Source organism: Paenibacillus macerans, from assembly GCF_050565405.1.
In the GTDB taxonomy this organism is placed as follows: Bacteria; Bacillota; Bacilli; order Paenibacillales; family Paenibacillaceae; genus Fontibacillus; species Fontibacillus macerans_B.
In genome coordinates this window covers 59,300-84,831 of record NZ_JBNYYG010000020.1, presented here as the reverse complement: position 1 = coordinate 84,831, position 25,532 = coordinate 59,300, and the positions used below count along the sequence as shown (strand labels likewise).

At 49.8% G+C, this 25,532-nt stretch carries 22 protein-coding genes; 15 read left to right on the top strand and 7 right to left on the bottom strand.

The features are described 5' to 3' along the window. Positions 1–130 precede the first annotated feature (130 nt). From ACQ4N8_RS14185 to ACQ4N8_RS14175, 3 genes are all read left to right on the top strand, one after another. Positions 131–847, top strand: coding sequence for a hypothetical protein (locus ACQ4N8_RS14185; RefSeq protein WP_430705028.1), 717 nt, complete (start codon positions 131–133; stop codon positions 845–847). A gap of 37 nt (positions 848–884) precedes the next feature. Then, on the top strand, positions 885–2,240 hold the full coding sequence (locus ACQ4N8_RS14180; protein WP_430705027.1) for a hypothetical protein: 1,356 nt from the start codon (positions 885–887) through the stop codon (positions 2,238–2,240). Between the two features lie 607 nt (positions 2,241–2,847). Further along, on the top strand, positions 2,848–2,994 hold the full coding sequence (locus ACQ4N8_RS14175) for a hypothetical protein (protein ID WP_430705026.1): 147 nt from the start codon (positions 2,848–2,850) through the stop codon (positions 2,992–2,994). A 56-nt stretch (positions 2,995–3,050) separates the two neighbouring features. Here the strand turns inward: ACQ4N8_RS14175 and ACQ4N8_RS14170 are convergent, their stop codons facing one another. Together ACQ4N8_RS14170 and ACQ4N8_RS14165 are read right to left on the bottom strand one after the other, a co-directional pair. Beyond that, the gene (locus ACQ4N8_RS14170; protein WP_430705025.1) at positions 3,051–4,610 is read right to left on the bottom strand and encodes a stalk domain-containing protein; all 1,560 of its coding nucleotides are present in this window, start codon (positions 4,608–4,610) and stop codon (positions 3,051–3,053) included. A 29-nt stretch (positions 4,611–4,639) separates the two neighbouring features. Continuing rightward, positions 4,640–6,922: a hypothetical protein gene (locus ACQ4N8_RS14165; protein WP_430705024.1), complete on the bottom strand. Its 2,283-nt coding sequence runs from the start codon at positions 6,920–6,922 to the stop codon at positions 4,640–4,642. Positions 6,923–7,176: 254 nt separating this feature from the next. On the opposite strand from ACQ4N8_RS14165, the gene ACQ4N8_RS14160 reads away from it, so the two are divergent. From ACQ4N8_RS14160 to ACQ4N8_RS14130, 7 genes are all read left to right on the top strand, one after another. Then, entirely contained in the window at positions 7,177–9,399 is a 2,223-nt protein-coding gene (locus ACQ4N8_RS14160; protein ID WP_430705023.1) for a helix-turn-helix domain-containing protein, read from the top strand. Positions 9,400–9,434: 35 nt separating this feature from the next. Continuing rightward, the gene (locus ACQ4N8_RS14155; RefSeq protein WP_430705022.1) at positions 9,435–11,027 is read left to right on the top strand and encodes an extracellular solute-binding protein; all 1,593 of its coding nucleotides are present in this window, start codon (positions 9,435–9,437) and stop codon (positions 11,025–11,027) included. A 250-nt stretch (positions 11,028–11,277) separates the two neighbouring features. After that, positions 11,278–12,225, top strand: a complete 948-nt coding sequence (locus ACQ4N8_RS14150) for an ABC transporter permease (protein WP_430705021.1) — start codon at positions 11,278–11,280, stop codon at positions 12,223–12,225. Between the two features lie 13 nt (positions 12,226–12,238). Further along, positions 12,239–13,111 (top strand): carbohydrate ABC transporter permease, encoded by an 873-nt coding sequence (locus ACQ4N8_RS14145; protein ID WP_430705020.1) that lies wholly within the window; start codon positions 12,239–12,241, stop codon positions 13,109–13,111. A 98-nt stretch (positions 13,112–13,209) separates the two neighbouring features. Beyond that, on the top strand, positions 13,210–14,829 hold the full coding sequence (locus ACQ4N8_RS14140) for an extracellular solute-binding protein (RefSeq protein WP_430705019.1): 1,620 nt from the start codon (positions 13,210–13,212) through the stop codon (positions 14,827–14,829). Between the two features lie 78 nt (positions 14,830–14,907). Continuing rightward, the gene (locus ACQ4N8_RS14135) at positions 14,908–16,059 is read left to right on the top strand and encodes a Gfo/Idh/MocA family protein (RefSeq protein ID WP_430705018.1); all 1,152 of its coding nucleotides are present in this window, start codon (positions 14,908–14,910) and stop codon (positions 16,057–16,059) included. A 24-nt stretch (positions 16,060–16,083) separates the two neighbouring features. Continuing rightward, entirely contained in the window at positions 16,084–16,515 is a 432-nt protein-coding gene (locus ACQ4N8_RS14130; protein ID WP_430705017.1) for a Gfo/Idh/MocA family oxidoreductase, read from the top strand. A 261-nt stretch (positions 16,516–16,776) separates the two neighbouring features. Here the strand turns inward: ACQ4N8_RS14130 and ACQ4N8_RS14125 are convergent, their stop codons facing one another. Beyond that, on the bottom strand, positions 16,777–17,355 hold the full coding sequence (locus ACQ4N8_RS14125; protein WP_430705016.1) for a TetR/AcrR family transcriptional regulator: 579 nt from the start codon (positions 17,353–17,355) through the stop codon (positions 16,777–16,779). Positions 17,356–17,551: 196 nt separating this feature from the next. Here ACQ4N8_RS14125 and ACQ4N8_RS14120 point away from each other — a divergent pair, with 196 nt between their 5' ends. Both ACQ4N8_RS14120 and ACQ4N8_RS14115 read left to right on the top strand, forming a co-directional pair. Beyond that, complete coding sequence (locus ACQ4N8_RS14120) at positions 17,552–18,043, top strand: quercetin 2,3-dioxygenase (protein WP_430705015.1); 492 nt, start codon at positions 17,552–17,554, stop codon at positions 18,041–18,043. A gap of 25 nt (positions 18,044–18,068) precedes the next feature. Then, the gene (locus tag ACQ4N8_RS14115; RefSeq protein ID WP_430705014.1) at positions 18,069–18,938 is read left to right on the top strand and encodes an alpha/beta fold hydrolase; all 870 of its coding nucleotides are present in this window, start codon (positions 18,069–18,071) and stop codon (positions 18,936–18,938) included. 79 nt (positions 18,939–19,017) lie between these two features. Here ACQ4N8_RS14115 and ACQ4N8_RS14110 read toward each other — a convergent pair whose 3' ends face one another. Together ACQ4N8_RS14110 and ACQ4N8_RS14105 are read right to left on the bottom strand one after the other, a co-directional pair. Then, positions 19,018–20,160 (bottom strand): PLP-dependent aminotransferase family protein, encoded by a 1,143-nt coding sequence (locus tag ACQ4N8_RS14110; RefSeq protein ID WP_430705013.1) that lies wholly within the window; start codon positions 20,158–20,160, stop codon positions 19,018–19,020. Continuing rightward, positions 20,145–20,339, bottom strand: coding sequence for a GntR family transcriptional regulator (locus ACQ4N8_RS14105; RefSeq protein WP_430705012.1), 195 nt, complete (start codon positions 20,337–20,339; stop codon positions 20,145–20,147). The genes ACQ4N8_RS14110 and ACQ4N8_RS14105 overlap by 16 nt, the downstream gene beginning before the upstream one ends. 313 nt (positions 20,340–20,652) lie before the next feature. On the opposite strand from ACQ4N8_RS14105, the gene ACQ4N8_RS14100 reads away from it, so the two are divergent. Next, positions 20,653–21,639 (top strand): aldo/keto reductase, encoded by a 987-nt coding sequence (locus tag ACQ4N8_RS14100; protein WP_430705011.1) that lies wholly within the window; start codon positions 20,653–20,655, stop codon positions 21,637–21,639. Between the two features lie 86 nt (positions 21,640–21,725). On the opposite strand, the gene ACQ4N8_RS14095 is transcribed toward ACQ4N8_RS14100, so the two are convergent. Beyond that, positions 21,726–22,838: an NADH:flavin oxidoreductase gene (locus ACQ4N8_RS14095; RefSeq protein ID WP_430705010.1), complete on the bottom strand. Its 1,113-nt coding sequence runs from the start codon at positions 22,836–22,838 to the stop codon at positions 21,726–21,728. 97 nt (positions 22,839–22,935) lie between these two features. Continuing rightward, positions 22,936–23,265 carry an ArsR/SmtB family transcription factor gene (locus ACQ4N8_RS14090; protein WP_430705009.1) on the bottom strand — a complete coding sequence of 110 codons (330 nt, stop codon included), beginning with the start codon at positions 23,263–23,265 and terminating at the stop codon, positions 22,936–22,938. 585 nt (positions 23,266–23,850) lie between these two features. Here ACQ4N8_RS14090 and ACQ4N8_RS14085 point away from each other — a divergent pair. Then, positions 23,851–24,198, top strand: coding sequence for a DUF805 domain-containing protein (locus ACQ4N8_RS14085; protein WP_430705008.1), 348 nt, complete (start codon positions 23,851–23,853; stop codon positions 24,196–24,198). Positions 24,199–24,578: 380 nt separating this feature from the next. After that, complete coding sequence (locus ACQ4N8_RS14080) at positions 24,579–25,454, top strand: putative RNA methyltransferase (RefSeq protein WP_430705007.1); 876 nt, start codon at positions 24,579–24,581, stop codon at positions 25,452–25,454. Positions 25,455–25,532 lie beyond the last annotated feature (78 nt).

Here is a 25,532-nt window from a genome sequence, read left to right as displayed (position 1 = left end):
TCGATGTAAACCTGTGAGATAGTGAGCATGTCTTTGAGAAAGATAAACTTGTAGGTCAGGACTCCGGATTTAAGGGGCCTAGCCGCAAATTCAAGAAAAGCAAAAACAAATTGAAATTACAGAAAATGAAGTGTTCTCTGAAATAGATGATCTAGATTCAATTTATTTTACAACAGGAACGAATATTCTGTTTGTAGATGGTAAATGGGAAAATCAATTTACAACTCGAGCGTCTTTTATAAAAGCATTAAAAAATAATCCTGATAGAGTGCAATATACTCCAATTGGCTATAATCATGGCAATAGATATAATTTTGATTTTAATGCAGCATACAATAAATTATCGGAGAATGATGAATATACTAAGCGAAAACAGGCTATAGAATCAAAATCTCTTAAAGCAATTAACAAATTACAAACAGAGTTTCGCGACTTAAGAAATGAAAAAGCAAAATTAGAAAGTAAAAAAACGAGAGAAATTATTAATAAAAATAACATTAATAAGATTTTTAGTAGTACATTTGAAAATGAAATTGGAGAAGAGATCTCCTATATTGATGTAAAAACAAATCCATATTTTAAGTTGATAAAGTTTTTAGTGAGGAATGGTCATATTGATGAGACGTACTCTGATTATATGACTTACTTTTATGAGTTTAGTCTTAGTAGAATTGATAAGATATTTCTCCGTAGTGTAACCGATGAAGATGCAAAGGAGTTTACTTATGAGTTAAAAGATCCTGCTCTAATTGTTACTCGTTTGAGGGATATAGATTTTGACAAAGTTGAGACTCTTAATTTTGATTTATTGGAATATCTACTAAAAACAATGCATAAAAAGATTTAAAAAGGTCGATTATCAAAGGGCGAATAATTCATTGTTCATGGCAGCCTATCAGGCAGATCTTTATGAAATTAATTTTTTTATGATTTCACTTATTTTAGAAAAAATATACGGTTTAGTGAATAACGAGGATTACAAACATAAAAATTATACAATCGTAGTTTCTAAGCCCCAAGAGCATTTAGTTAAGAATATAAAGCAAAATATTGATTGTTATATGGATATAATGTTAGACAATTGTGATGCAGTAATAACTGATAATGAAAATGTTGCACTTGAGATAATAAACAATTTAGATATTAGTAATGATCATAAAATTACTTATATTAATTATCTTAGAACACCTATTGATAAGATTGATAGTGTGGAAGACCATAAATTATGGTCTGAATTACTTAATCAGAAAATTATTCGTTATTCTGAAAATAACATTCTTAAATATTACTTCAATTCAGATTTAGATGGGACTCTTGTGAAATTTATTAATGAAAATGATGATGGACTAAGTTTTAATTATGAGGATATTAAAGAGAATTATGGATTAAATGAAACTGTAAAATTTTATAATGATATTATTTTGTGTGAAAATTTGCTAGACAAAAGATTTGAAGCTATTATTCAAAGTTACAATAGTTATTATGATGCATTTGATTATGAAGGACTTTCTGAGGCTAAAGTTGATATATTAATAAGACTTAAGAAAATATCTATGAATGAAGCAAATTTATTGTTTATGCGAGATAATTATCCTGATCAAGTTGTTAATTTTATCTGTACTAATATTGAACTGTACGTAGAAAATGTAACTACTATGAACAATTTTCTATACGCAGAGCTTATTAGTTTGTTAGATGAAAAATTCGATGATTCTTTCAAACTAGATTTATTGAAATTCACTTCTAAACCAATATCGGTAAAGGGAAAGAAGTATTCGGAAAACATTAATTTATATATTTTAAAGAATAACCTAGACACTAATGATATACCGAATTTAATAAGAAGTTATAACCAGGTGAGCTCAAGCCTAAGTGACAGTATATTATTAATTTGTATAGAGAATATGAACCAAATCGTTAGAGAGGAATACGAAATCCCGTATGAACTTCTAATTAAACTTGTGGGATTACATAATATTGACCAACAAAAGAAAAGTGAAATACTTCTTTTAAACCTCGGTGCTTTAAACGAAAAACAAGCTGTAAGTTGTTTGGAGCTTTTAGGTATGTCGGAGGTTATCAGTTTATTTTCAGGTAAATGGCCAAAGCTAGAAAAGAACAACTACAATATGAAACTACTGGAAATATTCGAAAAAAAAGGTTGGATATCTGGATTTGATGTCGACAAACATGAGAAGACATATTATCGTGCTAGAGGACGAAAATATTTTATTATATAACGTCGACAAAGCCAAATATCAGATGGATAACTGATGATTTTAACAAGTGATCCTTTTTTATTAATAACTATAAATACAGCACTTTATTGTAATCAACATCTAACGGTATTGCAGTAAATTGAGATTTAGAACAATACTTTATTGTAATTTTAGGTATTTCACATCGTTCAAATTCCCTTTATAAATAAGGGGTAGAAAACAATACTTTAATGTAATTTATCATATTACGCTAAAAAGCTTGACTACAAGCCGATGTGATTTCAGGTATATATTCTGAGATCACGCGGCTTTTTTCTTTTCTCGAATCGTTTTCCCGATTCTTTTCTTCATTAACCTCTTTTAGTTAACATGGTTTTAATCTCGGACTCAGCATCGCATACATTAGCGATAGGCAACAAAAAGGGTTAGCATTTCGATAAGGGCTTACAAAGATAATCCGTGTCGTGATGACCTAATATACATGGAGTGATGGGCCCCTCTTCGAAGCCTTACCCTTTACGCAGGAGAAGTGGCTTGGTTCGAAAAGAAAAACAAAAACTCTTTGTGAACAAAAAATGCCATACATAAAAATTACTCTGAATAGTAATAAGCAGTTGGAGCATGGGCGATGGATAGCGTATCGGCCTGCATCGAAACCGGAGTTGTTCAAGGCTATCATGCACAGCTCAAGTCGAAGGACAATATCGTGCGTACAGAAGCGGCTGCACTGACCCGCAGACTTCTTCAAGAATCGGGTCTTATTAATAACAAATAGAAGCGGCATGCATATGATATGTTCTCATATGCATGCCGCTTTCGGCTTCAAGTCCATTAATCCCGCAGCAATAAAGTCTTCGTCCCGGCGTGCCAGTCGACCGCGGTGCCCAACTGCTCCGCGATAAAGCGGACAGGGACATACAACAGGCCGGCATGAAGATACGGCGCGATGTCCATCTGCACCGCCGTTCCGGAGCCCGGACTTCCGCCGGAAACCTCGGAAGAGCCGGCCGTCAAGGTTACCGTCCCGCCAGGACCTGTCAACGCGACTTCTTCGCCCGTGAAGGACACCGTATATCCAAGCGTCTCCGCTACCTTGCGCACCGGCAACATGATCCGGCCGTCCCGCAGCTCGGGCGGTGCATCGAATACGATCTCCCGCTGATTATGGAGGACGCGAATCGCTCCGTTCGTTTTCCAACCGCTTGGCAGCTCGTAAACCTCGATCTTGCGAATCTTGTTATTGAATGTATCCGCGACGTACAGATTGCCGTCCTTATCGATGGAAACGTCCGACGGCCGGTACATCGCCGCTTCCTCGTCGATGCCGTTCGCGTTGCCGTATTCGCCGGCGTTGCCTACGATCGTCGTTACCTGTCCGTTCTTCAAATAGCGGATGACGTGGTTTAGGCTGTCGGCGATATAGAGGCCGCCTTCGGCATCGACGGCGAGTCCGCGGGGGCTATAAAACCGGGCGACGGCTGCAGGACCGTCGGCGTAAGTCCCATCGACGTACAGCTTCCCGTCTGCCAGGACTCCGCCGCCCGCGACCGTCGTAACGGTCCCCGCCTTGAGATCGATGTAACGGATGCGCTGATTGCCGGTATCGCTGACGTACAGGTTTCCTTTCGCGTCGAGCGCCAGTCCGGACGGTTCATTAAACAACGCCTTCGCGATCGGACCGTCCCGGTAATCGCCGGTTTCTTCCACAACGCCGCCATACACTTCGGCGACCCGCTCCGGCAAGGCGTTCAGTGTTGTGACGTTCCCGGCGGAGTCGACCTTACGAATCGTGTGGTTCAGCGTGTCCGCGACATAAACGTTGCCCGCGGCATCGACTGCGACGTCGGACGGGGCGTAGAAAGAAGCGTTGCTTCCTTTCCCGTCCGCGTTCCCCAACACGCCATGGCCGGCGATCGTCGAAACCATGCCGTCCGTCGATATTTTCCGTATCGCATGATTTCCCCGGTCGGCGACATACACGTTTCCCTTGGCGTCGGACGCGATGCCCATCGGGCTGGAGAAGAAGCTCAAGCCCGCCTTGCCATCGGAGTAAGCGCCAGCCGGAAGCTCGCCGTCTCCCGGCAGGATGTTGAACTCCGTCCCGGCGTATACCGTAACGCGGCCGTCTCGCAAGAGGCGAATCCGCTGACTGTCCGTATCCGAAGCCAGCACGGATCCGTCCGCGAGCGCCAGCACCGCGCCGGGATGGCGGAACGCCGCTTCCGCCGCCGTTCCGTTCCATTCCTCGTATTCCCCGCTTCCGGCCGCATCAAGCGTTTCGACCAGCGGCCTGCCTTCCGGCGAATAAACCGCCGCGTTGGCAAAGACAGCTCCTCCAAGAAACAACGTCGCTGCCAACCCACATATACCATAGGTTCGAATGATGTTCATAGGCTCTCCTTATCAATCATGGATTGGGTTCAATCAGTACGGACCTCGATCGCATTTCCGTCTCTATCGAAGAATCTCCACGCGATGACCGTGATTTCGCCGCTGGCCGAATCGCCAACGGTGAACGGAATGACGGCCAGGACTTCTTCGGTATCGAAGGTTGCTCCTCCTGTAATCGTTTCGAAATGATACTCCGTATAATTAACCTGCGCTCCATCGTGCTCCCCTTCGGTTACGTAAACCGCTTCCGTTACCGTTGACGGCTGGAATTTGCCGGCATTATAATACGTAATCCCATCGCCCTGCCGCGGCTCGACGCCGCGCGCGTGGACGAACTCAAATTCCGCGCGGTACAGCTCCGAATCCCCGGTAAACCGGTCAAGGGAAATGACCGCATTGAGTTGCGTTGGGGAAATCCGGTCGATCCGCAAATAAGCAAAGGCCGGAATCTCGTTCATATGCGATACGGGCAAATGGAGGGCTCCTTCGCTTCCGGAGAGCTTCTCCGTTCCGGCGAAAACCGCCTTATACGTGCGGGGAACGTCCGAAGCCGGCTCTTCGATCAATACGTCGAAGGTGACGGTGCCGTCCGAATTCAGCTCCTTGGAATCAAGCTCCTTATCGTTTTCGTACAGTTTTACGCTGCCGGCCGCAGGCGTGTGGCCGTGTTGCGGCGTTACGCTGACGGTAAACGGAACCGTCTCGCCGACAAATACCTCTCGATGCGGCGCCGAAATCGCCGTCGTCGTCTCATCCTGTTTGACCTTCAATGCCGCCGGGAAAGACGTGCTCATTTGCGTCGTCGGGGTTTCCGCGGTTTGCGCGTTTAAACTATAGTCCCCAACGCCGAATAGCGCGAGGCTTTCTTCGCTTGAAATACGGGCAGTGGCCGCGCCGTTCTGCGTTGTGCCTGTCGCGATCGCTTGAGTTCCCTTGCGGAAGGTCACGCTCGTCCCGTCCGAAACCGTTTGATTGGACTGGGAGATCGTCACGTTAGCGGTCAATACGAAAGGTTCACCCGCATAGATCGGGTTCGGTTCAACCCGAATCGACGTTGAAGTTGCGAGTCGGGACGGACCGGAAGAACCGCCGCCGGTAATTCCGCCGCCCGAGCTTCCGCCGATGGGCTGCTTCGTCGTGGGCTCTTGGGTTGAGGGATTTTTCGTTACCTGCTCTTGCTTCTTCTTCTCCTCTTCAAGCTGCTGAATGCGCTGCTCCAAACTTCTCCTTTGGGCATCGCTTAACTCGGACAGGAGCCTGTCTATCGCTTCCTGCTGTTTTTCTTGCCGCAGCTTCTCGTTTTGTAGCGATTGCTCTTGCATCCTCTGCGTAATTTGCTGGATCAGGGCCTGATTCGAATCGAGGATTCCCTGTTTCGCTTCCGATTTCGCGGCGACCTTCTGCTGCAGCTTCGCTTTCGCTTCCTCCTGTTGTTTTTGCTGCTGCAAATACCCCGGATCGTTTATAAAAGGATTCACCGGAGCTATGACCGGTCGGTTCGGCTCGTAAAAGGCGGCCGAGCCGTCCGGATTGGCACGGTCCAGAATCCCCCGGATCTCTTCCTGGGACAGCAAGCTGTTGGACTGATTGATGATCATCTGTATGGAATCTTTGTAGTAGCTGGAATTCATTGAATGGTTTTCTTCATCGATTTGGCCGGTCATTCCGATAAGGCCTGCCACGACCGCTTCCGAGGACAAGCCGATCAGTTTTTCGGGATCGATCGGATTGTAGGCCGGGGAGGACTGCGGTATCTGTTCGACTTGCTGCGCCGGACCCACGGTAATCCCGCTCATTCTACCCGTTCCGCTCAATCCGCCGGTTTGGCTCGTATCCGATGCCGTTGGGGTCACGGCCACCTTACCCGACAGCACGGCGGCATACGTCGAACCTAGAACCGGGTCGATCCCTACCAGGAAATGCGTCCCTTGCACGCCCATGGCGGACGTCGGCGTTTCTACCTGATAGGAGCCACCAGTGCCGGAAAGCTTCTGAACGCGGTTCATCATGGAACCCGACCAGGTATGTATGGCAGTCTCGGTTGCGCCGGATGCGTTCCCCCTCAGTTTGGACAACGTTCCGTTCCAATTCTCGCCGAGAACGATAGCGTCGTCCCGATCCGCAACCTTAAGCGTCAAGCTGCCCCCTTTCCCGACATGAATCAGATCCCCTTCCTCGAAGGCCATGCCGTCAAACACGCGAATTTCCTTCGTTCCTCCGGCTTTTGTCACATAGACGGTACCAACGACTTCGGTCGCCAAAGCATGGCGGTTTGAAGCGCTGAATGCGGTTCCGGTAAAAGCATCGGTCATCATCAAGCACATAACGAACGATAGGATTGCTAAGCTTTTTATTATCCTCAGGCCGATCATCTCCTACTTTTGATATAGTTAAAATATACCTATTAAATATTTTAAGGTTTTAGGGGATTGATGCGCAACGAAATATAGAAGAAATATAATAAATTCTATAATCTTAAAAAAGGGTAGTCCTGAATAAAATGTTAATTAACAGTACTTGTGTCTATCTCTTATAATTAATGAAACCGTTTGGGAGAGTTGCCTCTATGAAGATGAACTGGTATTATCGAACGATTCTTTCCTATGCTCCGATTCTCTTCATTATCATTTCCTCGATGATTTTTATCATTTTCCTGGTCTTGAATAATGCTTCCGAGAGGAAGTACATAGAGACCAATCAAGCGATACTGGATCGCATGGTCTTCAATACGGATGCGAATCTGATGCTGATCGAACGCAATGTGGTCAGTGAATTATTAATGGACAGCGAAATCCAGGATAACTTTTCGAATCGCTCCAAGGACGCCTTTGACGATTACCTGTTGCAGAAGAAGATGATCGAATTGAGTTCGACCCTGCCGTTTTCCAATACGATTTATTTGTACAATGTGGCCGAGCAGCAAATCATTTCGGATCTGGGGGCATATTCGCTGGGCTCTTTTGGAGATGCAGAATTCCTGATATCCAACTTTGGCAAGGGGGAATCCGAGGGCTGGCACAACCCGCGGCTATTCGGCTATTTGGCCCCGGAAGATAAGCAGAAGGCGGTTTCGCTTGTGAAGTTTGCCTACGCAGGAGATGAAATACGCGGCGCCCTTGTCGTCAACGTGTATCAATACTCTTTTATGGAATACCTTAACTCATTTGCTGAAAGCGGTTACAATTCAGTTCGTTTGTTAGACGGTCAGCTCGATCAAGGCGATATCCTATCGAATGCAGAGACCGGATCGGACACGATTATAGTTCAATCGGATTATACGGGCTGGAATTTTGTTTCTGACGGTGTGAATGATAAAGGCTATAATATGCTATCCCTCATTTCCAGCGTGTGGATGGTTATATTCGTCATCCTCATTGTACTGGCACTCCTCGGATTTACGATTATTACGCACATGCACTACAAGCCGATTCAATCGATTATGGAGAAGGTCGGACAGTTTTCCTATCGGAAGAGCGGGGAGCTGGGGATTAAAGGGGCGAATAATGAATTTACTTTTATAGAGATGGCGTTAGACCATTTGCTCAAGAGGTCACTCGATTATGATAATCTGCATAAGGAAGATAGTTTACTGCGACAGCAGCGTCTTTTTCACGATTTGTTGGCGGGGCATCTCACCTTGACCGATGAAGAATTCAAACAACAGCTTGCCGATTTAAATCTGCCTGATCCGTATGGCCGGCTAGGCGTGATCGTGGTGGAAATCGATCATTATGCAAGCTTTACCGAAAAATACAAGGTCAAAGACCAGCATTTACTTAAATTTATCATTGAGAGCGCCTTTCGTGATCTAGGGCAAAATCATCAATTATTTGTTTGGCATGCCTGGATGGAGCCGCATCGAATCGCTTTTGTTGTGCATGATACGGCAACCGATCAACTTAGCAACAAAGCGGTGGCGGTGTGTGCCGAGGAATTTCAAAAATGGATCCATCAGCATCTGGAGCTTACGATCACCATCGGGATCGGGGCGGATTCGGATTCCATTGAAACCATCGCGGATTCTTACCGCAATGCTCATGATAATGTGGAGCTTAAAATGATTTTTGGAACCCATACGTTAATCGATAACCGGAAAAGCGCCGGCCAATTAAGCCTGGATAATTACGCCTACCTGCAAGCTTTGGATCATGCCGCCCAATCCTTCAGAATGAACGAAAGTGATTGGAGAGAGAAACTGACCCAGATCTTCAGCGAACTGAGAAAAATGCGATTTAGGAAGCAAGACATGGCCGTGTTTGCCAACAGTTTCGTCAAGCAGATGGATAAGGCGGTGATGGCGCTCTCCTCCAACATTCAGGCGATTTGGAAAAAGGACTATCGGCTGCGGTTTACCCATTTGCATGAAACCGTCGAAACGCTGGATGAGCTGGAGGAACAGTTCATGAGCAGTTTGGTCATGTTCGAGGTTAGCGTCGATGAGGATCGCCAGGCCAGAAGGCATCACAGCATGGCGATGCAAGCCAAAAGTTATATCGATGCGCATTATGCCGATCCAGGGCTGTCGCTTTCCCGAGTCAGCGATTATCTCAGAATTCAACCCAGCGCTCTAAGTCTTTTATTTAAAGAAGAACTGGGCGAAAAGTTCGTTGATTACGTGATAAAAATCAGAATGCAGCATGCCAAGCAGCTTCTAATGGAGACCGAGGATTCAATTCAGTCGATTGCGGAACAAATCGGTTACCAGAATGTGAATTCATTTTATCGGGTGTTCAAGAAATTTCAAGACATCCCGCCGGGGGAGTATCGGATGACGTGTCGTACGCTATAGAGCGGCTCAACAAATCGAATAGGGGGGATCTTCCAGTGTCATTTCCGCGGTCTTTGTTTCTCATCGTGACGGTAATCATGATGTTATTCTTGGGGATTGGCTGCAGCATCTCATCGGGGGCGAATAAAACAGGCCGTGCCGATGGCTCGAATCGACTGGTTGACGCTTATGGATCCGCTTCGGATGATCATTGGACCACGTTAAGAATCGAACTGTTCGAACGGAATAATAAGCCCGTCGGAGCACCCGCGATTACGGATAATGATGTGACGCAGTATATTCAAGAGCACTTTGGAGATCCGGAGCGAATAAAAGTAGAATTTATCACGGTCCCGAGGTCGGAAGAGGTGGGGAGATTACAAGTGTTGATGGCTGCCAACCAAGCACCCGACATCATTTTTACGTATGACTTGCCTACGGTTTACAATTTTTTCAGCCAAGGTAAATTAACCGATCTTTCCCCCTGGTTGGAGCAGTATGGCCAAGATCTGAAAAAGGTCTTGGGGGACGAAATATTAAACTATGGGCGTTTGAACGAAATCCAATTTGCGATTCCGGCCAAAAGGGTGCTGACGGCCCGCAGCACGACCTTGATCCGTGAAGACTGGCTGAAGGAATCAGGATTATCCTTGCCTGAAACGACGGAGCAATTTTATCAGGCGTTAAAGGCGTTTAAGAAGACCAGGCTGGAGAAGTACGGGGAAACCATTTATCCCTATGGACAAATTGATTATTATCATACCGCGCCCCTGCAATACTCGTTTTGGGATTGGGACCGCATCACCGGGGAGGATTTATACGCCAACCCGGGATGGGTGATGCCGGGAAACAAAGCGGCATTTAGGTTCCTTAACCAACTGTACCATGAGGGGCTCATCGATCCCGATTTTCATCTGGACCGGTTTGCTCAGCAATTCCAAAGGGACTTGGTTAATGGACGCGTAGGAGCTGCCACGCCCAATACCAATGAGCCCGTGTATATGGGGTATTTGGCGGAACTGCAAAAAAATGATCCCAACGCGATGCTGACCCCCATTGACCCCTTCACAAACGCAAATGGTAAAAAGGCGAAACCTATACTGGAGCATACGGGCATGTACATTATGGTTCCCCAAACCAGCCCAAACGCCGAGGCTGCGATCAAGTATTTGAATTGGATGGCGCAGCCGGAAAATTATATCACCCTTCAGAATGGCATAGAGGGTGAAACGTACCGAATGGAGGACGGGTTACCGATTGCGATGGGGAACGAAGACGCGAATCGGATGCTATTTAATTATTTTGACTACTGCATCATTATCAATGGGAAATATGTGAGCAGCACCGATGAACGGTTGAATTTGAAAGCCAACGCTTCGAGTCCGGGCTATGAGCCCTTTACACTAAAAAGTGTGGAATACGGAATGAATGACGGCGTGGAAACCCCGCGGATCCAAACCATCCTCTCGTCCGAAATTAAATATTCCGCTGTCTTGAACGAAAAAAATAATGAGATCTTCGTTAAAATCATCACGGCGAGGCCTGAGGAATTCGATGCCGTGTACGATCAGGAAGTCGCGGAGTACATGATGATGGGCGGACAACAGGTTATGGAAGAAAAACATCGGGCCTACAAAGAGTACCGGTGAGCGATGTATGCAGAAGTGTCTTGGGGAACGGATAGGTACTCCCTTCGAGACGCTTCTTTTTTTGCGTGGATTTCCCCGGCCGATTCGCCATGGCAATAAATGATAGGCATATAAAAAAGGTGAAAGGACTGCAGGAAAAAGGGGAGAGGCCAAAAATAAATGAGAATTTCGCATCGAAAGTCCCTGTTGTATAGTAAGCTTCAAACCGAACCAAACCGAACCCCAGACTTAAGCAGAAAGGATGACGCCTATGCAAACGCAGGTAAAACGGGCTGGCCCCCCGCTAACCGCCAAACGACGAAATGGCATGGCCGCCATGAAACGGCAATGGCCCTTATATCTTCTGATGTTAGCGCCCATGACGTTTTTTATTGTTTTTAAGTACATTCCTATGGCCGGGGTCGTGGTTGCTTTTAAGGACTACAACATATTTAAAGGCATATGGGCAAGCGAATGGGTCGGACTTGACGTATTTAAGGAGATCTTCGCGATGCCGCAGTTTTATAAAGCGCTGCGCAATACCTTGATGCTCAATGTATTTTCTTTGCTGACGTTCCCGATTCCGATCATATTGGCGATCATGTTGAACGAGCTGCGGATCAATTGGTATAAACGCGTAAGCCAAACCCTGTTGTATTTGCCCCATTTTATATCTTGGGTCATCGTCGGCGGGATGGTCATTCAATTGCTGGCGACAAATACGGGCAGCGTCAATGAATTCGTGAAAAGTCTTGGCGGACAACCGATTCCGTTTCTCGAAGATACCGTCATGTGGATTGTTACTTATACGGGGGCCGGGGTGTGGCACTATGCCGGTTGGGGAACGATTCTTTATTTGGCGGCGCTTACAGGCATTAATAAGGAACTGTACGAAGCCGCTGAAGTGGACGGAGCCACCCGACTGAGAAAAATTTGGCACATCACGCTTCCCGGGATTAAGCCGACCATCGTCGTGTTGTTCATTATCCAAATCGGACATATGGCGGACATCAGCTTCGAACAACCTTATGCCTTGCAGAACGGTTACGTGATGGACGTCGCGCAAGTCATCAGCACTTATGTATACACGGTCGGAATTCAGTCGGCGCAATTTTCGCTTGCCGCTGCCGTCGGGTTATTCCAATCGGCCATCGGGTTGATCTTGCTGCTTACGGCTGAGCTTATTTCCAGAAAAATAAACAATCAAGGCATCTTTTAAAGGAGGGACATGCGTGATACGGAATCCGGTGGAAAAAGTGATCGATCTCTTCGTGATGGTGTTCATCGGCCTGTTTGCTATATTTTGCGTCTTGCCGATGATCCATATCTTCGCATTATCCTTCAGCGGCAACAGGGCCATTATGTCGGGAGAAGTGTTCCTATGGCCCGTAGACTGGAATTTCCATGCCTATTCCGCGGTATTCGGGGATCCGTCCATGATGCGTTCGCTTGTGATTACGATTCTCCTGGTCGTCGTATATACGGCGGTTGCTTTGGTGATGACCATCATGGCGGCCTATGCTTTAAGCCGCAGAAATTTTAGAGGCAGAAACATCATGTTTGGATTCATCGTAGTCACGATGTTTTTCAATCCCGGGATTATCCCCAATTACTTGCTTGTCAAGGAGCTGGGCTTGTTGGATTCGCCCTTGTCGCTGATCATGCCGCTCATGATCAACGCTTTTTTGTTGATTATTATGAGGACCTCCTTTTCCGGAGTCCCTAATGAGCTGGAGGACTCGGCCTGGATGGACGGATGCGGCCATTTTCGCTTTTTGCTCCGGATCGTCCTTCCGCTTCAACTGCCGATTCTGGCTACCATTGGACTGTATTCCGCCGTGGACCGATGGAATATGTTCCAGGATGCCTTGTTTTATATCAGCGATAAAGATATGTACCCGCTTCAGCTTAAGCTGTATCAAATGGTGATCAATAGCCAGGTTAACGATGCTACGGCGCAAGAAGGCTTTAATGCGGCCACCCCTATTCCGCAGGGCATCCAATCGGCAAGCATTATGTTTGCAACCGTGCCTATATTGCTGGTTTATCCCTGGCTGCAGAAGTATTTTATCTCCGGCATGCTGACCGGGGCGGTCAAAGGATAGTCGGCCGGAATTGCTTCGATAGCTGCTCTTCGGCAGAAGTCTTCTGACGACTGCGCCGAAGGTCACTATATACAAAAAGTGAAAAGGGAGGTAACAACATGCGCAAGCCATTTCGCTCATCCCTGTTTGCCATGCTTGCATTGGTCATGACCGTGACTTTGGCATTGGCAGGCTGCGGCAGCGGAGGAAACGAACAAGCAAACGGAGAAGGAGACGGAGGCGGGGATGCCGCTGCCACGAACAACTCCAAGGAATCGGAACCCAAGGGTGAACGGATTACGCTAAAAGTGGAATTGTTCGACAGAAACAATACGCCTGCCGGAGAACCGCCGATTACGGATAACTTTATGACCCAGTATATTCAGAAGAATTTCGGCGACCCCAACAACATCGACGTCGAATTCGTAACGGTCCCGCGTGCGGAAGAAGTGGATAAGTTGAATGTACTGATGGCATCGGGTTCCGCTCCGGACATTGTCTTCACGTATAACAAACCGACGGTGCAAAACTATGTGAAAAGCGGAGGCCTTTCCGATTTAGGACCGATTATTGAGGAACATGGGCCTAACCTGAAGAAAGTATTGGAGCCTTCGCTGCCCTACGGCGTTTTTGACGGGAAACAATATGTCATTCCGGCGCTGCGCGTGATTCAGTCCCAATCGACCACCTTTATCCGCAAGGACTGGCTGGATCAATTAAATCTGCCGTTGCCTCAAACCACGGAGGAATTCGTTAATGCGATGCGCGCCTTTAAAGAGAAAGATCCTGGAAAGACGGGGGGCAAAGTGATTCCTTACAGTTATATCGATGTGTTCCATATGATGCCTTTGGTGAATTCCTTCTGGAAATGGGACGAAATCTCGGATAAAAATTTGTATGCGGTTCCAAGATGGCTGCAACCGGGCAGCAAGGAGGGTTACCGGCTGCTGAACCAGATGTACAATGAAGGGCTTATCGATCCGGACTTTGCCCTCAGTGATGATTTCAGCCAAGCGTTCGCCCAGCAAGTCGTGAACAGCATCGCCGGCGCGGGCACGCCAAATACCAATGAACCGGTGTACAACGGCTACTATGCCAACTTGAAAACGAACAATCCGGATGCGGTTCTGGAAGCCATCGACCCCTTCTCCACGCCCGACGGGAAACATCCGAAGCCGATCTATGATCCGATCGGCGCTTACATTATGATTCCGTCCACGAGCAAAAATGCGGTTGCGGCCGTCAAGTATTTGGATTGGATGTCGGATCCGAAAAATATCCTGGTGCTCCAAAACGGCGAAGAAGGTGTCTCGTACGAGATGAGCGAAAACGGACTTCCTTTGCTGCTGAACACGCCGGAAGCTCAAAACCTGCTCTACAACTACTACGACTACTGCATTATTCTCAACGGTAAATACATTTCAACGGAGGATCCGAACAAGAACATTGAAGCCAATGCCTTTGACCCCGACTTCAAGGACTTCACCGTCAAGAGCATTCAAGCGGGCACGGTTGACGGGTACACTTTGCCTCGCGTCGACATCGCGGTGGATGCCGAGATCAAATACGCCAAGATTCTGGAGGATTTCGAGAAAGAAATGCTGGCGAAGATCGTTACGGCCAAACCGGACCAGTTCGATAAGGTCTATGACCAGAAAGTCGAGGAATACATGGCAATGGGCGGCAAAGCCGTCATGGAGGGCAAAATGGCGGCCTACGACGAGTTTTACAAACAATAAAGGACTTAACGATCGGGCCGTTCGGAAATGTTCGCCGGGAGGCCCGATCCCCATCCGACCCTAAAGGAGAGGAAGCCTTTGTTACATGTAGCCGTGATCGGCGCCGGCGCAATTTCCCCGGCTCATATTCAAGCATATTTGCAGTTTCCGGAACAATGCAAAATCGTGGCCATCTGCGATATTTACCCGGATAAGGCGAAGCAAAGGGTGGAGGAATATAAGCTGGAAGCGGAGGTGTACGCCGACTACAAGGAACTGCTCCGGCGCGACGACATCGATTTGGTGTCCGTTTGCACGCCCCCTTATACCCATGCGGAAACGGCGATCGCCTTGTTGAATGCAGGCAAGCATGTGATCGTCGAGAAACCGATGGCTTCCTCGCTGGAAGAAAGCGACCAAATGAACGAGGCGGCGGAGCGAAGCGGCAAAATTTTATCCGTCGTGGCGCAAAACCGGTTCACCACGCCCATGATGAAGCTGAAACGGGTGTTGGACACGAAGTTGATTGGCCCCGTTGTGCATGTACAAGTCGATTCTTACTGGTGGAGAGGCCATTGTTATTATGATCTGTGGTGGAGAGGAACCTGGGAAAAAGAAGGCGGCGGATGCACTTTGAATCATGCGGTGCACCATATAGACATTTTCCAATGGATGAACGGCATGCCTGCCGAGGTGACGGCCGTGATGAGCAATACTTCCCATGACAATGCCGAGGTGGAGGACCTATGCATCGCCATTGCCCGTTACGATAACGGGGCCTTGGCCCAAATCACCAGCTCCGTGGTTCATCATGGACAAGAGCAGCAGCTGATCTTCCAAGGGAAGCATGCGCGCGTGTCCGCCCCTTGGAAAGTGGCCGCATCCACCTCCAAACCCAACGGATTTCCGGAAGAGGACAAAGAGCTGGAAGCCCAAATTCAGCAGGTCTACGATGAGCAAGCCGATCTTCCGCATGAAGGCCACCGCGGACAGATCCAGGACGTGCTGAAGGCTATTAAACAGAACACGCCGGTGTTGGTGGACGGCATTCAAGGCAGACAGACGCTAGAACTCATAACGGCGATCTATCAATCCGCAAGTACCGGGCAAACGGTCAAGCTGCCGCTGGGACCGGACAGCCCCTTCTACTCAAGGCAAGGCGTTCTGCAAAATGCAACCTATTTCTATGAGAAGAAGAACAGCGTCGAAATTTTTAACGACAATCCCATTACCTCGGGAGGCAATGCCTGAGAACCCTGAAGGGGGCAAACGTTAATGACGAATAAGCAGGATGGCATGGACTATGCGCCAAAAGGAAAACCGAATCGCGTGGTTGGAGAAGGAGAATTTCGGTTTGCAGCCATCGGTTTGGATCATGGACATATCTACGGAATGTGCAACGGCCTGATGGAGGCCGGCGCCGAGCTGGCGGTGGTGTATGACCCGGATCTGGAGAAGGTGCAGCGGTTCGCCGACACTTTTCCGCAGGCGAAAGCGGCAGCGTCCGAGGAAGAGATTCTGAACGATCCGCAAATCAAGCTGATTGCCGGCGCTTGCATTCCTGCCGAGCGAGGTGCTCTGGGGCTTAGGGCGTTAGACCATGGCAAGCATTATTTTGTGGATAAACCGGCCTTTACTACGTTGGATCAGGTAGATCGGGCGAGGCGAAAAACGAAAGAGACCGGACTCAAATGGGGAATCTATTAGGTCAACCACGAAGGCGAAAAACACTTTGATTGCTCCGGCCAGGTGGGATATCCCTATTTCGGTCAATTCATTTTGGATATGCTGAACGGGACGGAAAACGCGATGACACAAGATCATGCTTTTAAGGCGGCGGCTTTATGTATTGAAGCGCAAGCGCAGGCATTGCGAATAGAAACGGACTGATTCAATAACGATGGGGAGATAAAAAAAGCTAAGCCCGCAAACGATGGGTTTGCGGGCTTTTCACTTGATTAAACTAGATCACTTCTCGAGCATGGCCACCGTGACATTTGCGATCTGATGGAGTTTCTTTTTATCGGCGGATGCCCGCCTTAGGACTCTGATTCCAATCATGGTTGTGTGTAAACTTGCCGCAAGTAGGCTGGGGTCTTGTTCAGCCGAAATTTCCCCCGATTGCTGCCCCTGTTGGATGAGCTCTGCCAGTAATTGCTCCTCCTTGTTAAATCCCTCGCTCGTTAATTCACTGACAACGGGATCCCTGTAAGCCAGTTCGGTCGCCGAGTTCACAAAGAAGCAGCCGATCGGCTGCTCGCCGTTGGTTTCAATCAGATAGTCAAAGATCAGGCGGACGGATTCTTTTGCCGTACGACCACGCCGGGCTTCAGCCTTAATAGTAGCGTCCGTAAGCTTCGCATACTGCTCCATCGTTTTGATAAAGAGCGTGTGCTTGTCGCCAAACGTGTCGTACAAGCTTCTGCGATGAATCCCCATATGCTTAACCAGGTCTTGAAGCGAGGTCTTCTCATACCCTTGTTCCCAGAATAGATGCATTGCCTTAAGGAGGACTTCACTTTCCTCGAACTCCTTGCTACGTGCCATAACGTGTCACCCCTTCAACCCTATCTTATCATATGAGAACGAACGGTAAAAGAACCGTCAAGAATTGTAAATTTTACGTTAAAAGAGTTGACAAATGGGAAAATAATTTTTAATATGAGAACGATCGATCTAAAATACCTGCGCAGGTACTTAGCGTTCAAAGTTCAATCCAACCAACCAAGAGGTGACTAGAACAATGAGGATTAACCCTAGCAACGCAGGTATAATGCACCGGAACATCAACAAAGAGAATACGTTCCTGTTCCTTACGGACATTAATTCCATATTGGTCAGCGGGGAGGACACCAACGGGGAATTTTGCGTGGTGCATTGTTCGGTGAAAGAAAATGAGGGTCCGCCCCTTCATATCCATGGGGATGAGGACGAATCTTTTTACGTGTTGGATGGAGAATTGGAGATGATCCTTGGCGATCAAACGCTTCGGGTTCAAAGCGGGGATTATGTTTTCGCTCCTCGCGGTATTCCTCATACCTTTAAGGTGAAGTCTCCCCAAGCTCGTTTTCTGGTCACCGCTTACCCTGCGGGATTTGATTCATTTGTGAAAGAATTGGGCGTTCCATACGAGGAAGGAATGGAAGCACACCTGGAACCACCCACTCCCGAGGCCATTCATAAGCTGATCCAAGTATCGAAAAAATACAATATTTCTTACCCTGGTCTAGCATAGACCCAGAAAAGAGGGATCATCGCGTATGACAATATCTTTAGGCGAGCATAACATCTGGATCGACGGGGTAGAGCAAAGCTTTCACATTGCCGGCAGTGGGCCGGTATGTCTGGTCCATTCAGGGGGACCCGGTTTCCATTGGCGTTATATGCGCATGCCGCGGCTTGAACAGGTCATGACTGTGGTTTACATCGAGCCGTTAGGCACGGGAAAATCAGGAGTGTTGCCGGACGGAGATTACAGCATGCCGCGGTATGCCTATTATGCTCATCAAGTGGCAGAGCATATTGGAGCCCGGCAACCCTATTTCTTGGGACATTCGCATGGAGGTTTTGTAGGTCTTCAATATGCGCTCGATTATCCGGAGGAGCTGGGAGGATTAATTCTCTATAGCAGTGCTCCATGTATGGGACCTGAACTTGGGATGGAACAGGTTCGGCAAATCGAGCTATATGCAGAGCGCTGGCCGGAGCGTCCCGAGGCGCAGGATGCGAAGCAGGCCTGGATGGACTTGATCCATGGAGCCGCCCAAGACAGAGAATCGACGCTAGCCGTTTTGCAGCGGTTGTTACCTGCATTCTTCGGCGATTACAGGAGCCTTCCGCAAGAAGTAGAGGAGTGGAAAGCCGCTATTGATTTTAGCGTCGATCCGAATCGCAAGCCGTATATTTGGGATGTTAGGGATCTTTTGAATCAGGTGCTTACGCCGACGCTCATCTTGGCTGGCGAACACGACTTTAACTGCGGCTTACGCTGGGGAGCGGAAATGGCGGAGAAGATTCCTGGATCGCAGCTCTACACCTTCAAAAAAGGCGGGCATATGAACCATGTCGAGACTCCTCTGGAATTTGCCAAAGTGGTGAGCGATTTCGTACAGCAAAAAGCACGCGATTAACCCTGCATATATAAGTGGGCAGCCTATGCGGATCTATTCCCGCGAGGCTGCCCTCTCTGTATATTCATGCACGCGTTTGTTAGATTCGACAATCGGTTTCCTCCACAAACCTTCTCAACCGCGCGATTCCCGGTTCGATGATCTCTTCGGGGAGGTTGCCGTAGCCGAGCAGGACGTGCCGCGTGTAGTTCTCTTTGATCAGGCAGTAGTCTTCGACGCCGTAAACCCGGACGCCGTAAGCGGGGGCGTTGGACCAATCGATCCCGGCGGGAACCCCGGCGAACTCCACCTGAAGGTGCATCCCGGCTTCGTCGCCTTGAATGACTGCCCGGTCACCGAAATGGCGTTTCAAGGCCTCGATCAGCAGGTTTCGCCGCCCGCGGTAGACGTTTTTCATTTTGTGGATATGCCGGTCCAACCGGCCGTCCCGCATCAACAAAGCGAGAGCGATTTGCGGTACCGACGGGGAGCGAAAGTTCAAGGCTTCCCGCAGGTCGGCCACGGGCCGAACCAAGTGACGCGGGAGGACCAGGAAGCCGAGGCGCAGCCCCGGGGCCAGGGTTTTGCTGAACGTTCCGACGTAAATGACGCGATCCGGGCTTAAGGTTTGGAGCGGCGGGACCGGGACGCCTTTCAGGCGGAAATCCCCGTCGTAATCGTCTTCGATGAGATAGGAGCCGGCTTCCTCCGCGAGCCTGACCGCATGCTGCCGCCGTTGAATCGGCAAAATGCCGCCGCCCGGAAACTGGTGGGAAGGCGTGAGCAGCATGAGATGTCCCCTGTCCCATGAAGCAAGCTCGTGCAGCTTCATGCCGGAGTCGTCCACGGCAACCGGCGTTACCCGATACCGATGCCCCCGAAAAATATGCTGCGTGAACTCGATCGTCGGATCCTCCAAGTATATGCCGTCAAACTGATCGCGCAGCGTTTGGGCGATTAGGGCAAAGCCCTCGGAGGAGCCCGACACGATCATGATTTGGCCCGGATGGCAGCGCATGCCTCTCGTCCGGTGCAGATAAGCGGAAATTTCCGCCCGCAGAGCTTCCTCCCCGCGGATGTCGCCGTAATCGTAGGATCCGGCCGGCATGTTCTCCGCCGCCGCCTTCAAATATTTGGCCCAGGCCTGTCTTGGAAACATACGCAAATCGGGCGTTCCGATCTCGAAATCGATGATATCCTCGGCGACCGGAGTATCCGTTTCATCCGTCAAGCGGTTCCCCAATTCCCGTTCGTCTCCATGCCCGCCGAAATGGCCGGCAGGATTCCCCCGGCTACATAAGTACCGGAGCCGGACTGGCCGATGAGATATCCCTCCGCGATCAATTGTTCGTAAGCGTCGATCGCCACATTCCGGGCAATCCCGAATTCCGCGGCCAGTTTTCGGGTCGGCGGAAGCCGCAAGCCCTCGCCGATTTCGCCTTTTTCGATTTTTTGGCGGATTTGGCGGCAGAGCTGGGCCGTGATCGCATGTCCGAGGCGGGGTCAAGGTAGATTCCGAACATGGCGTTGCATGCTCCTCTCTTAAAGAAGTAGTTCAAAAAGTCGTCATTTGATCACGAAGCGGGCCATGAAGCAGATTCGACGTCGAATCTTGAATCAGCCGAGACTCACTTAAAATGGTTCCTCAAAATTAAACAAAAATGGCTCTAAAAATAACCGATTTCTTTCATTATACTAAGAATGAGTTCAATTGGGAAATGGAGGGAATCGGGAGATGGAAAGGAAAAAATTAGGAGCTTCGGACGTCCTGGTAAGTCCGCTCGGGTTCGGCTGCTGGGCGATCGGGGGACCGTTTTGGCTGGACGGCTTGCCGGACGGTTGGGGCGAGGTCGACGATGAGGAGTCGATTCGGGCGGTCGAAACCGCACTGGATTTAGGCATCAATTTGCTCGACACGGCGGATGCCTACGGCACAGGACACAGCGAAGAGGTCATCGGGCGGGCTTTGCGGGGCCGCCGGCAGGATGCGGTGATCGCGACGAAATTCGGCTTCACGCATGACGCGGCAAGCCGCAGCGTTTTTACGAAAATCGACGTATCCCCGGATTATATCCGTACGGCTTGCCAGGCTTCCTTGCGGCGTCTTGGCACCGATTATATCGATTTGTACCAGATTCATCCGGGAGAGTTCCCGCGCGAACAACTCGATGAAGCGATCGATGCGCTAGAGGGGTTAAAGCGGGAAGGCTGGATCCGCTCCTACGGCTGGAGCACCGGAAACACGCAGCTGGCCGAGGCATTTGCCCGACAATCCTCCGGCGTGGCGATTCAGCACCCCTATAACGTGCTCTACGGCGACGCTTCCATGATCGAATTGTGCGAACGGCATGGCCTGAGCAGCATCAACAATGCCCCGCTCGCCATGGGGCTGCTGAGCGGCAAATTTACGTCTTCGTCCAGCTTGCCGGCGGAAGACGTGCGTGGCAGCAGCCACGAGTGGGTCCTGTACTTCAAGGACGGCAAACCCAAAGCCGAATACTTGGCTAAGCTGGGGGCGGTGCGGGAGATTTTGACGTCCGGCGGCCGCAGCTTGGTGCAGGGGGCGCTGGCCTGGATTTGGGGCAAAAGCGAATGCACGATCCCGATTCCGGGGCTGAAAAACGTCAAGCAAGCGGAGGAAGCGGCGAAGGCGATCCGTTTTGGGCCGCTCACCCCGGTGCAAATGAAGGAAATCGAAGCCCTTTTGCAGAAAAATGCATGATCTAAAAAGCAGCGCGAGAAAAAAGACCTTTTCGGACCGAAACCGAAAAGGTCTTTTTATGCCAAGCAATCTCTCAATGCCGGGAATCAGCTCAGCGTAGCCAGGGCTTCCCGCGTAAACGGCTGCAGCTCTTCCGCGCGGCCATCGCGAATTTTGGCCGCCCACGTCGGGTCGGTGAGGAGCGCGCGCCCAACGGCCACGAGGTCGAACTCGTCGCGGGTTAGTCGCTCAATCAGGTTATCGAGGCTGGCCGTTTCCCCGCCTTTGCCTTCCTCGAACAAGCTCGTGAACTCGGAGTTCAGACCCACGGAGCCGACGGTAATCGCCGGTTTGCCGGTCAGCTTGCGCGTCCAGCCCGCCAGGTTCAAATCCGAGCCTTCGAACTCCGGCTCCCAGAAGCGGCGCGTGGAGGCGTGGAAAATATCGACGCCCGCCGCGGATAACGGGGCGAGGAAGCGTTCCAACTCCTCGGGATTTGCGGCGAGTTTGGCGCCGTAGTTTACCGGCTTCCATTGCGAGAAGCGGAAAATGATCGGGAAGCCCGGGCCAACCGCGGCCCGTACCGCCTCGATGACCTCCACGGCAAAGCGGGTGCGGCCCACCAGGTCGCCGCCGTACTCATCCGTGCGCTTATTGGTGACGTCCCAAAAAAACTGGTCGATAAGGTAGCCATGCGCCCCATGGATTTCCACGGCGTCGAAGCCGAGGCGTTTCGCATCCGCGGCTGCCTGGGCATAGGCTTGAACGAGGCCGCGAATTTCCTGCGTCGTCAGCGGCTCGGATACCGGTTCGCCGGTCAAGCCAAGGCCCGATGGGCCAATGGGATCGGCTTTGGAATCCGGGAATTTCTCCTGCATACGAGCCGTGCCGGTATGCCAGATCTGGGGAGCGATTTTGCCGCCGGCTTCATGTACTTCGCGGACAACCCGTGCCCATCCCGCCAGCGCATCCTCTCCGTAAAAATGCGGCACGTTGTAATCCGCGGGCGCCGCCGGGTGGTTAATGACCGTGCCTTCCGTAATGATAAGCCCTACGCCGTTTTCCGCTCTGCGGCGGTAATAGCCGGCCACGTCGGGACCGGGGATGCCGCCGGGCGAAAAGGAACGGGTCATGGGCGCCATGACAATGCGATTAGCAAGCTTCAGCCCGCCGCCTTCGAAAGGCCGGAACAGGGCTGCTGCGGTTTGGGATAAGTTCATCTGTCTTCTCTCCTCCATCATATTAATCAATATACATATCTAAATATATAGATTAACTAATGAATTTGCAAGCCGGAGGCTTCATGCCGCCCGGCTTTTACTTCCGGGTCTTCAGCTTGGCGGAGAACTGGTCCAAAAAGGCGTCGATTCCCGCTTCATTCAACCGGTAATAAGTATATTGCCCATAACGGCGGGATTCCAACAGCCCGCTTTTTTGCATGGAGGATAAATACGAAGAGATCACGGATTGCGTCAATCCGGACTTCTCCTGAATGGCGCCCACGCATACGCTGCCGGGGAATTCCTCCTTAATGGCGTTTGGCAGCTCGTGCTCCAGCTTTTCTGGCTCCCGGAGCCAACACAGGATGTTAAGGCGGGTTTCGTTCGACAGAGCCTTCAGCATGGCCAGCATATCTTGATCGTTCATTACTCAACACCCATTCTTGGTTGGTTTGTTCCCAGTATATCAAAACCAGCATGCTCATTACATCATGGCATTTTTGGCTTTAATATAACATGGGATGGCGGTGTTGACAAACGAGCCGGGCCGGTGAGCCTGACGGCATCGGGCCGATGATCGCCGTGCTGCTGTCCGAAAACAATTGTTGAGTGAACGCGCAACGCATCGAGGTTTCGGGTGGAATGCCGATAAAAACAACGGTGGCCCGAACCCATCCCTACCTCTGCTTTTGCACGACAAAGGACCTCGCCAGCGACGGAGTTCTTTCTTACGATGGCTGGATGGTTGGCCGGATGATGATCTCGTTGACGCCCGTGTCCTCGGGCTCGTTGATCGCAAACGCAATGGCTCGCGCGAGACAACTTTGGATTTCTGATTAGGCAACAATATGTCATATTAAAATTTTGATGCTAGTGGAAAAATATTTTCAGATGAAGCCCAATTTGTGATAAGTTTCACAAATCATCTCGGCAATTTTTCCGATATACCATGCATACGGGATTCCCGTTGTCAAAATCAATTTGAAGAGGTGGAATGGAAATGTAATGGTATTTGAAGGTGCTGAAAAATTACGTAGGATTTCAAGGGAGGGCAAGACGCCAGGAGTATTGGATGTATGTTCTTTTCAATATCATCGCCGCTTTTGTCCTGGGATTCGTCGGAGGGCTCATTAATCAATACTTCGGCATGGTATTGGGATATTTATACGGCCTGGCGGTGCTGCTGCCTTCCTTAGCGGTTGCGGCTCGCTGGCTGCACGATACGGGCAGAAGCGGCTGGATGCTCTTGCTTGTGCTGATTCCGCTCGTGGGCGCCATTATTTTACTTGTTTTTTTGTGCCAGGACAGCCAGGGGGACGAAAACAAATACGGCTCCAATCCTAAAAGCATAGCGGCTTAATACATAACAATCATTTTTTGACTTTATCCGAGGGCCCTTATATAATTGGCATGTAATTTAACTAATCGATTTGAGGAGGATTAGGCAATGGTGTTTTACATCAGACTGCGTATCTCGGCTTTGAACAAGTAATTCCATATTGTTCAAAGGCTCTGTTTGCTTAAACAGAGTAAACGGGATCAGTCTGCCCATTTATAATCGTCTTCATGGCATATCCGGATCGATGTGATGAAGAAAGGCAGAATATGCTGCCTTTCTTTTTTTACGTCTATGCCGGGTTTCTTTCATGATGCCCCATGGGCCTAAAATGGGCTCTCCTTCCCTTTACTCTGAACCGCAGGCATGGCCGACGGTTTGATGAGAAGGAAAGGAAGAGATACATGACCAAAACACCATTCAACGCGGAACGCGTCAGCCAATATGCAGCGATATTCAAATGTCCGGTATGCGGAGGCGAGTTCGCCGCGGCCGAGCCCGGTGGTCTGGTATGCGGCAAGGGGCATCGATTCGATATGGCCAAGCCGGGCTACGTGAACTTTTTATCCCGTGCCGTAAATAGCGGCTACGGCAAGGAGCTGTTTGCCGCCAGACATCGAATCATTACGGAAAGCAGCCTGTATGCGCCACTGCATGAAGTGATCGCCGATGCGATCCGCGGGCATAGCGAAGGGTTTGCTGCGCCCCCCTTGATCGCCGACATGGGATGCGGCGAGGGGTCCCATTTGCACGAGATCATGAACCGCACCCCGATTCCCGGAGCCGTTAGCGTGGGCTTGGATCTTTCCAAGGAGGGGATTCGCATGGCCGCCCGGCGGTATGCCGGTCCGGTTTGGGCGGTCGGCGATCTGGCCCGTGCGCCGCTCCCGGATCAAGCGGCGATCGCGATCCTGAATATGTTGTCCCCGGCCAATTACCGGGAGTTTAAGAGGATGCTGGCTCCCTCGGGGATCGTCGTCAAAGTAGTACCGGGCCCCCAGTATTTGCAGGAGCTGCGCAGGCCCTTATTCGATGGCGAGGAGAAGCGGAGTTATTCCAATGACAAAACGGCGTCATTGTTCCGCTGGCATTTCAGGCTAAAGGAAACGGTCGCGCTGCAGTATACGCGCCTGCTTCTCCGGCCCGAGCTTGCCTGTTTGGCGCGGATGACTCCGCTGGCTTGGTCCGCCGAACCGGCGCGGACCGCCGCTTTTGCGGATCGGGAGGCGGCGGAAATCACCGTGGACCTGGAGGTTTGGATCGGCGCATCGCATCAATAAACCAAGGAAAAGCAGAGAGCGAATCCCTGCTTTTTTCTATACTTTCGCTCGGCATCGACAGAATTGACCATTAACCGC

Coding starts and splice junctions, on each gene's coding strand:
- ACQ4N8_RS14125 (WP_430705016.1), bottom strand. CDS start 17,355: ATGGCACGTAGCAAGGAGTTCGAGGAAAGTGAAGTCCTCCTTAAGGCA.
- ACQ4N8_RS14140 (WP_430705019.1), top strand. CDS start 13,210: ATGCGCAAGCCATTTCGCTCATCCCTGTTTGCCATGCTTGCATTGGTC.
- ACQ4N8_RS14170 (WP_430705025.1), bottom strand. CDS start 4,610: ATGAACATCATTCGAACCTATGGTATATGTGGGTTGGCAGCGACGTTG.
- ACQ4N8_RS14165 (WP_430705024.1), bottom strand. CDS start 6,922: ATGACCGATGCTTTTACCGGAACCGCATTCAGCGCTTCAAACCGCCAT.
- ACQ4N8_RS14090 (WP_430705009.1), bottom strand. CDS start 23,265: ATGAACGATCAAGATATGCTGGCCATGCTGAAGGCTCTGTCGAACGAA.
- ACQ4N8_RS14150 (WP_430705021.1), top strand. CDS start 11,278: ATGCAAACGCAGGTAAAACGGGCTGGCCCCCCGCTAACCGCCAAACGA.
- ACQ4N8_RS14130 (WP_430705017.1), top strand. CDS start 16,084: ATGACGAATAAGCAGGATGGCATGGACTATGCGCCAAAAGGAAAACCG.
- ACQ4N8_RS14160 (WP_430705023.1), top strand. CDS start 7,177: ATGAAGATGAACTGGTATTATCGAACGATTCTTTCCTATGCTCCGATT.
- ACQ4N8_RS14100 (WP_430705011.1), top strand. CDS start 20,653: ATGGAAAGGAAAAAATTAGGAGCTTCGGACGTCCTGGTAAGTCCGCTC.
- ACQ4N8_RS14175 (WP_430705026.1), top strand. CDS start 2,848: ATGGATAGCGTATCGGCCTGCATCGAAACCGGAGTTGTTCAAGGCTAT.
- ACQ4N8_RS14120 (WP_430705015.1), top strand. CDS start 17,552: ATGAGGATTAACCCTAGCAACGCAGGTATAATGCACCGGAACATCAAC.
- ACQ4N8_RS14115 (WP_430705014.1), top strand. CDS start 18,069: ATGACAATATCTTTAGGCGAGCATAACATCTGGATCGACGGGGTAGAG.
- ACQ4N8_RS14095 (WP_430705010.1), bottom strand. CDS start 22,838: ATGAACTTATCCCAAACCGCAGCAGCCCTGTTCCGGCCTTTCGAAGGC.
- ACQ4N8_RS14080 (WP_430705007.1), top strand. CDS start 24,579: ATGACCAAAACACCATTCAACGCGGAACGCGTCAGCCAATATGCAGCG.
- ACQ4N8_RS14180 (WP_430705027.1), top strand. CDS start 885: ATGGCAGCCTATCAGGCAGATCTTTATGAAATTAATTTTTTTATGATT.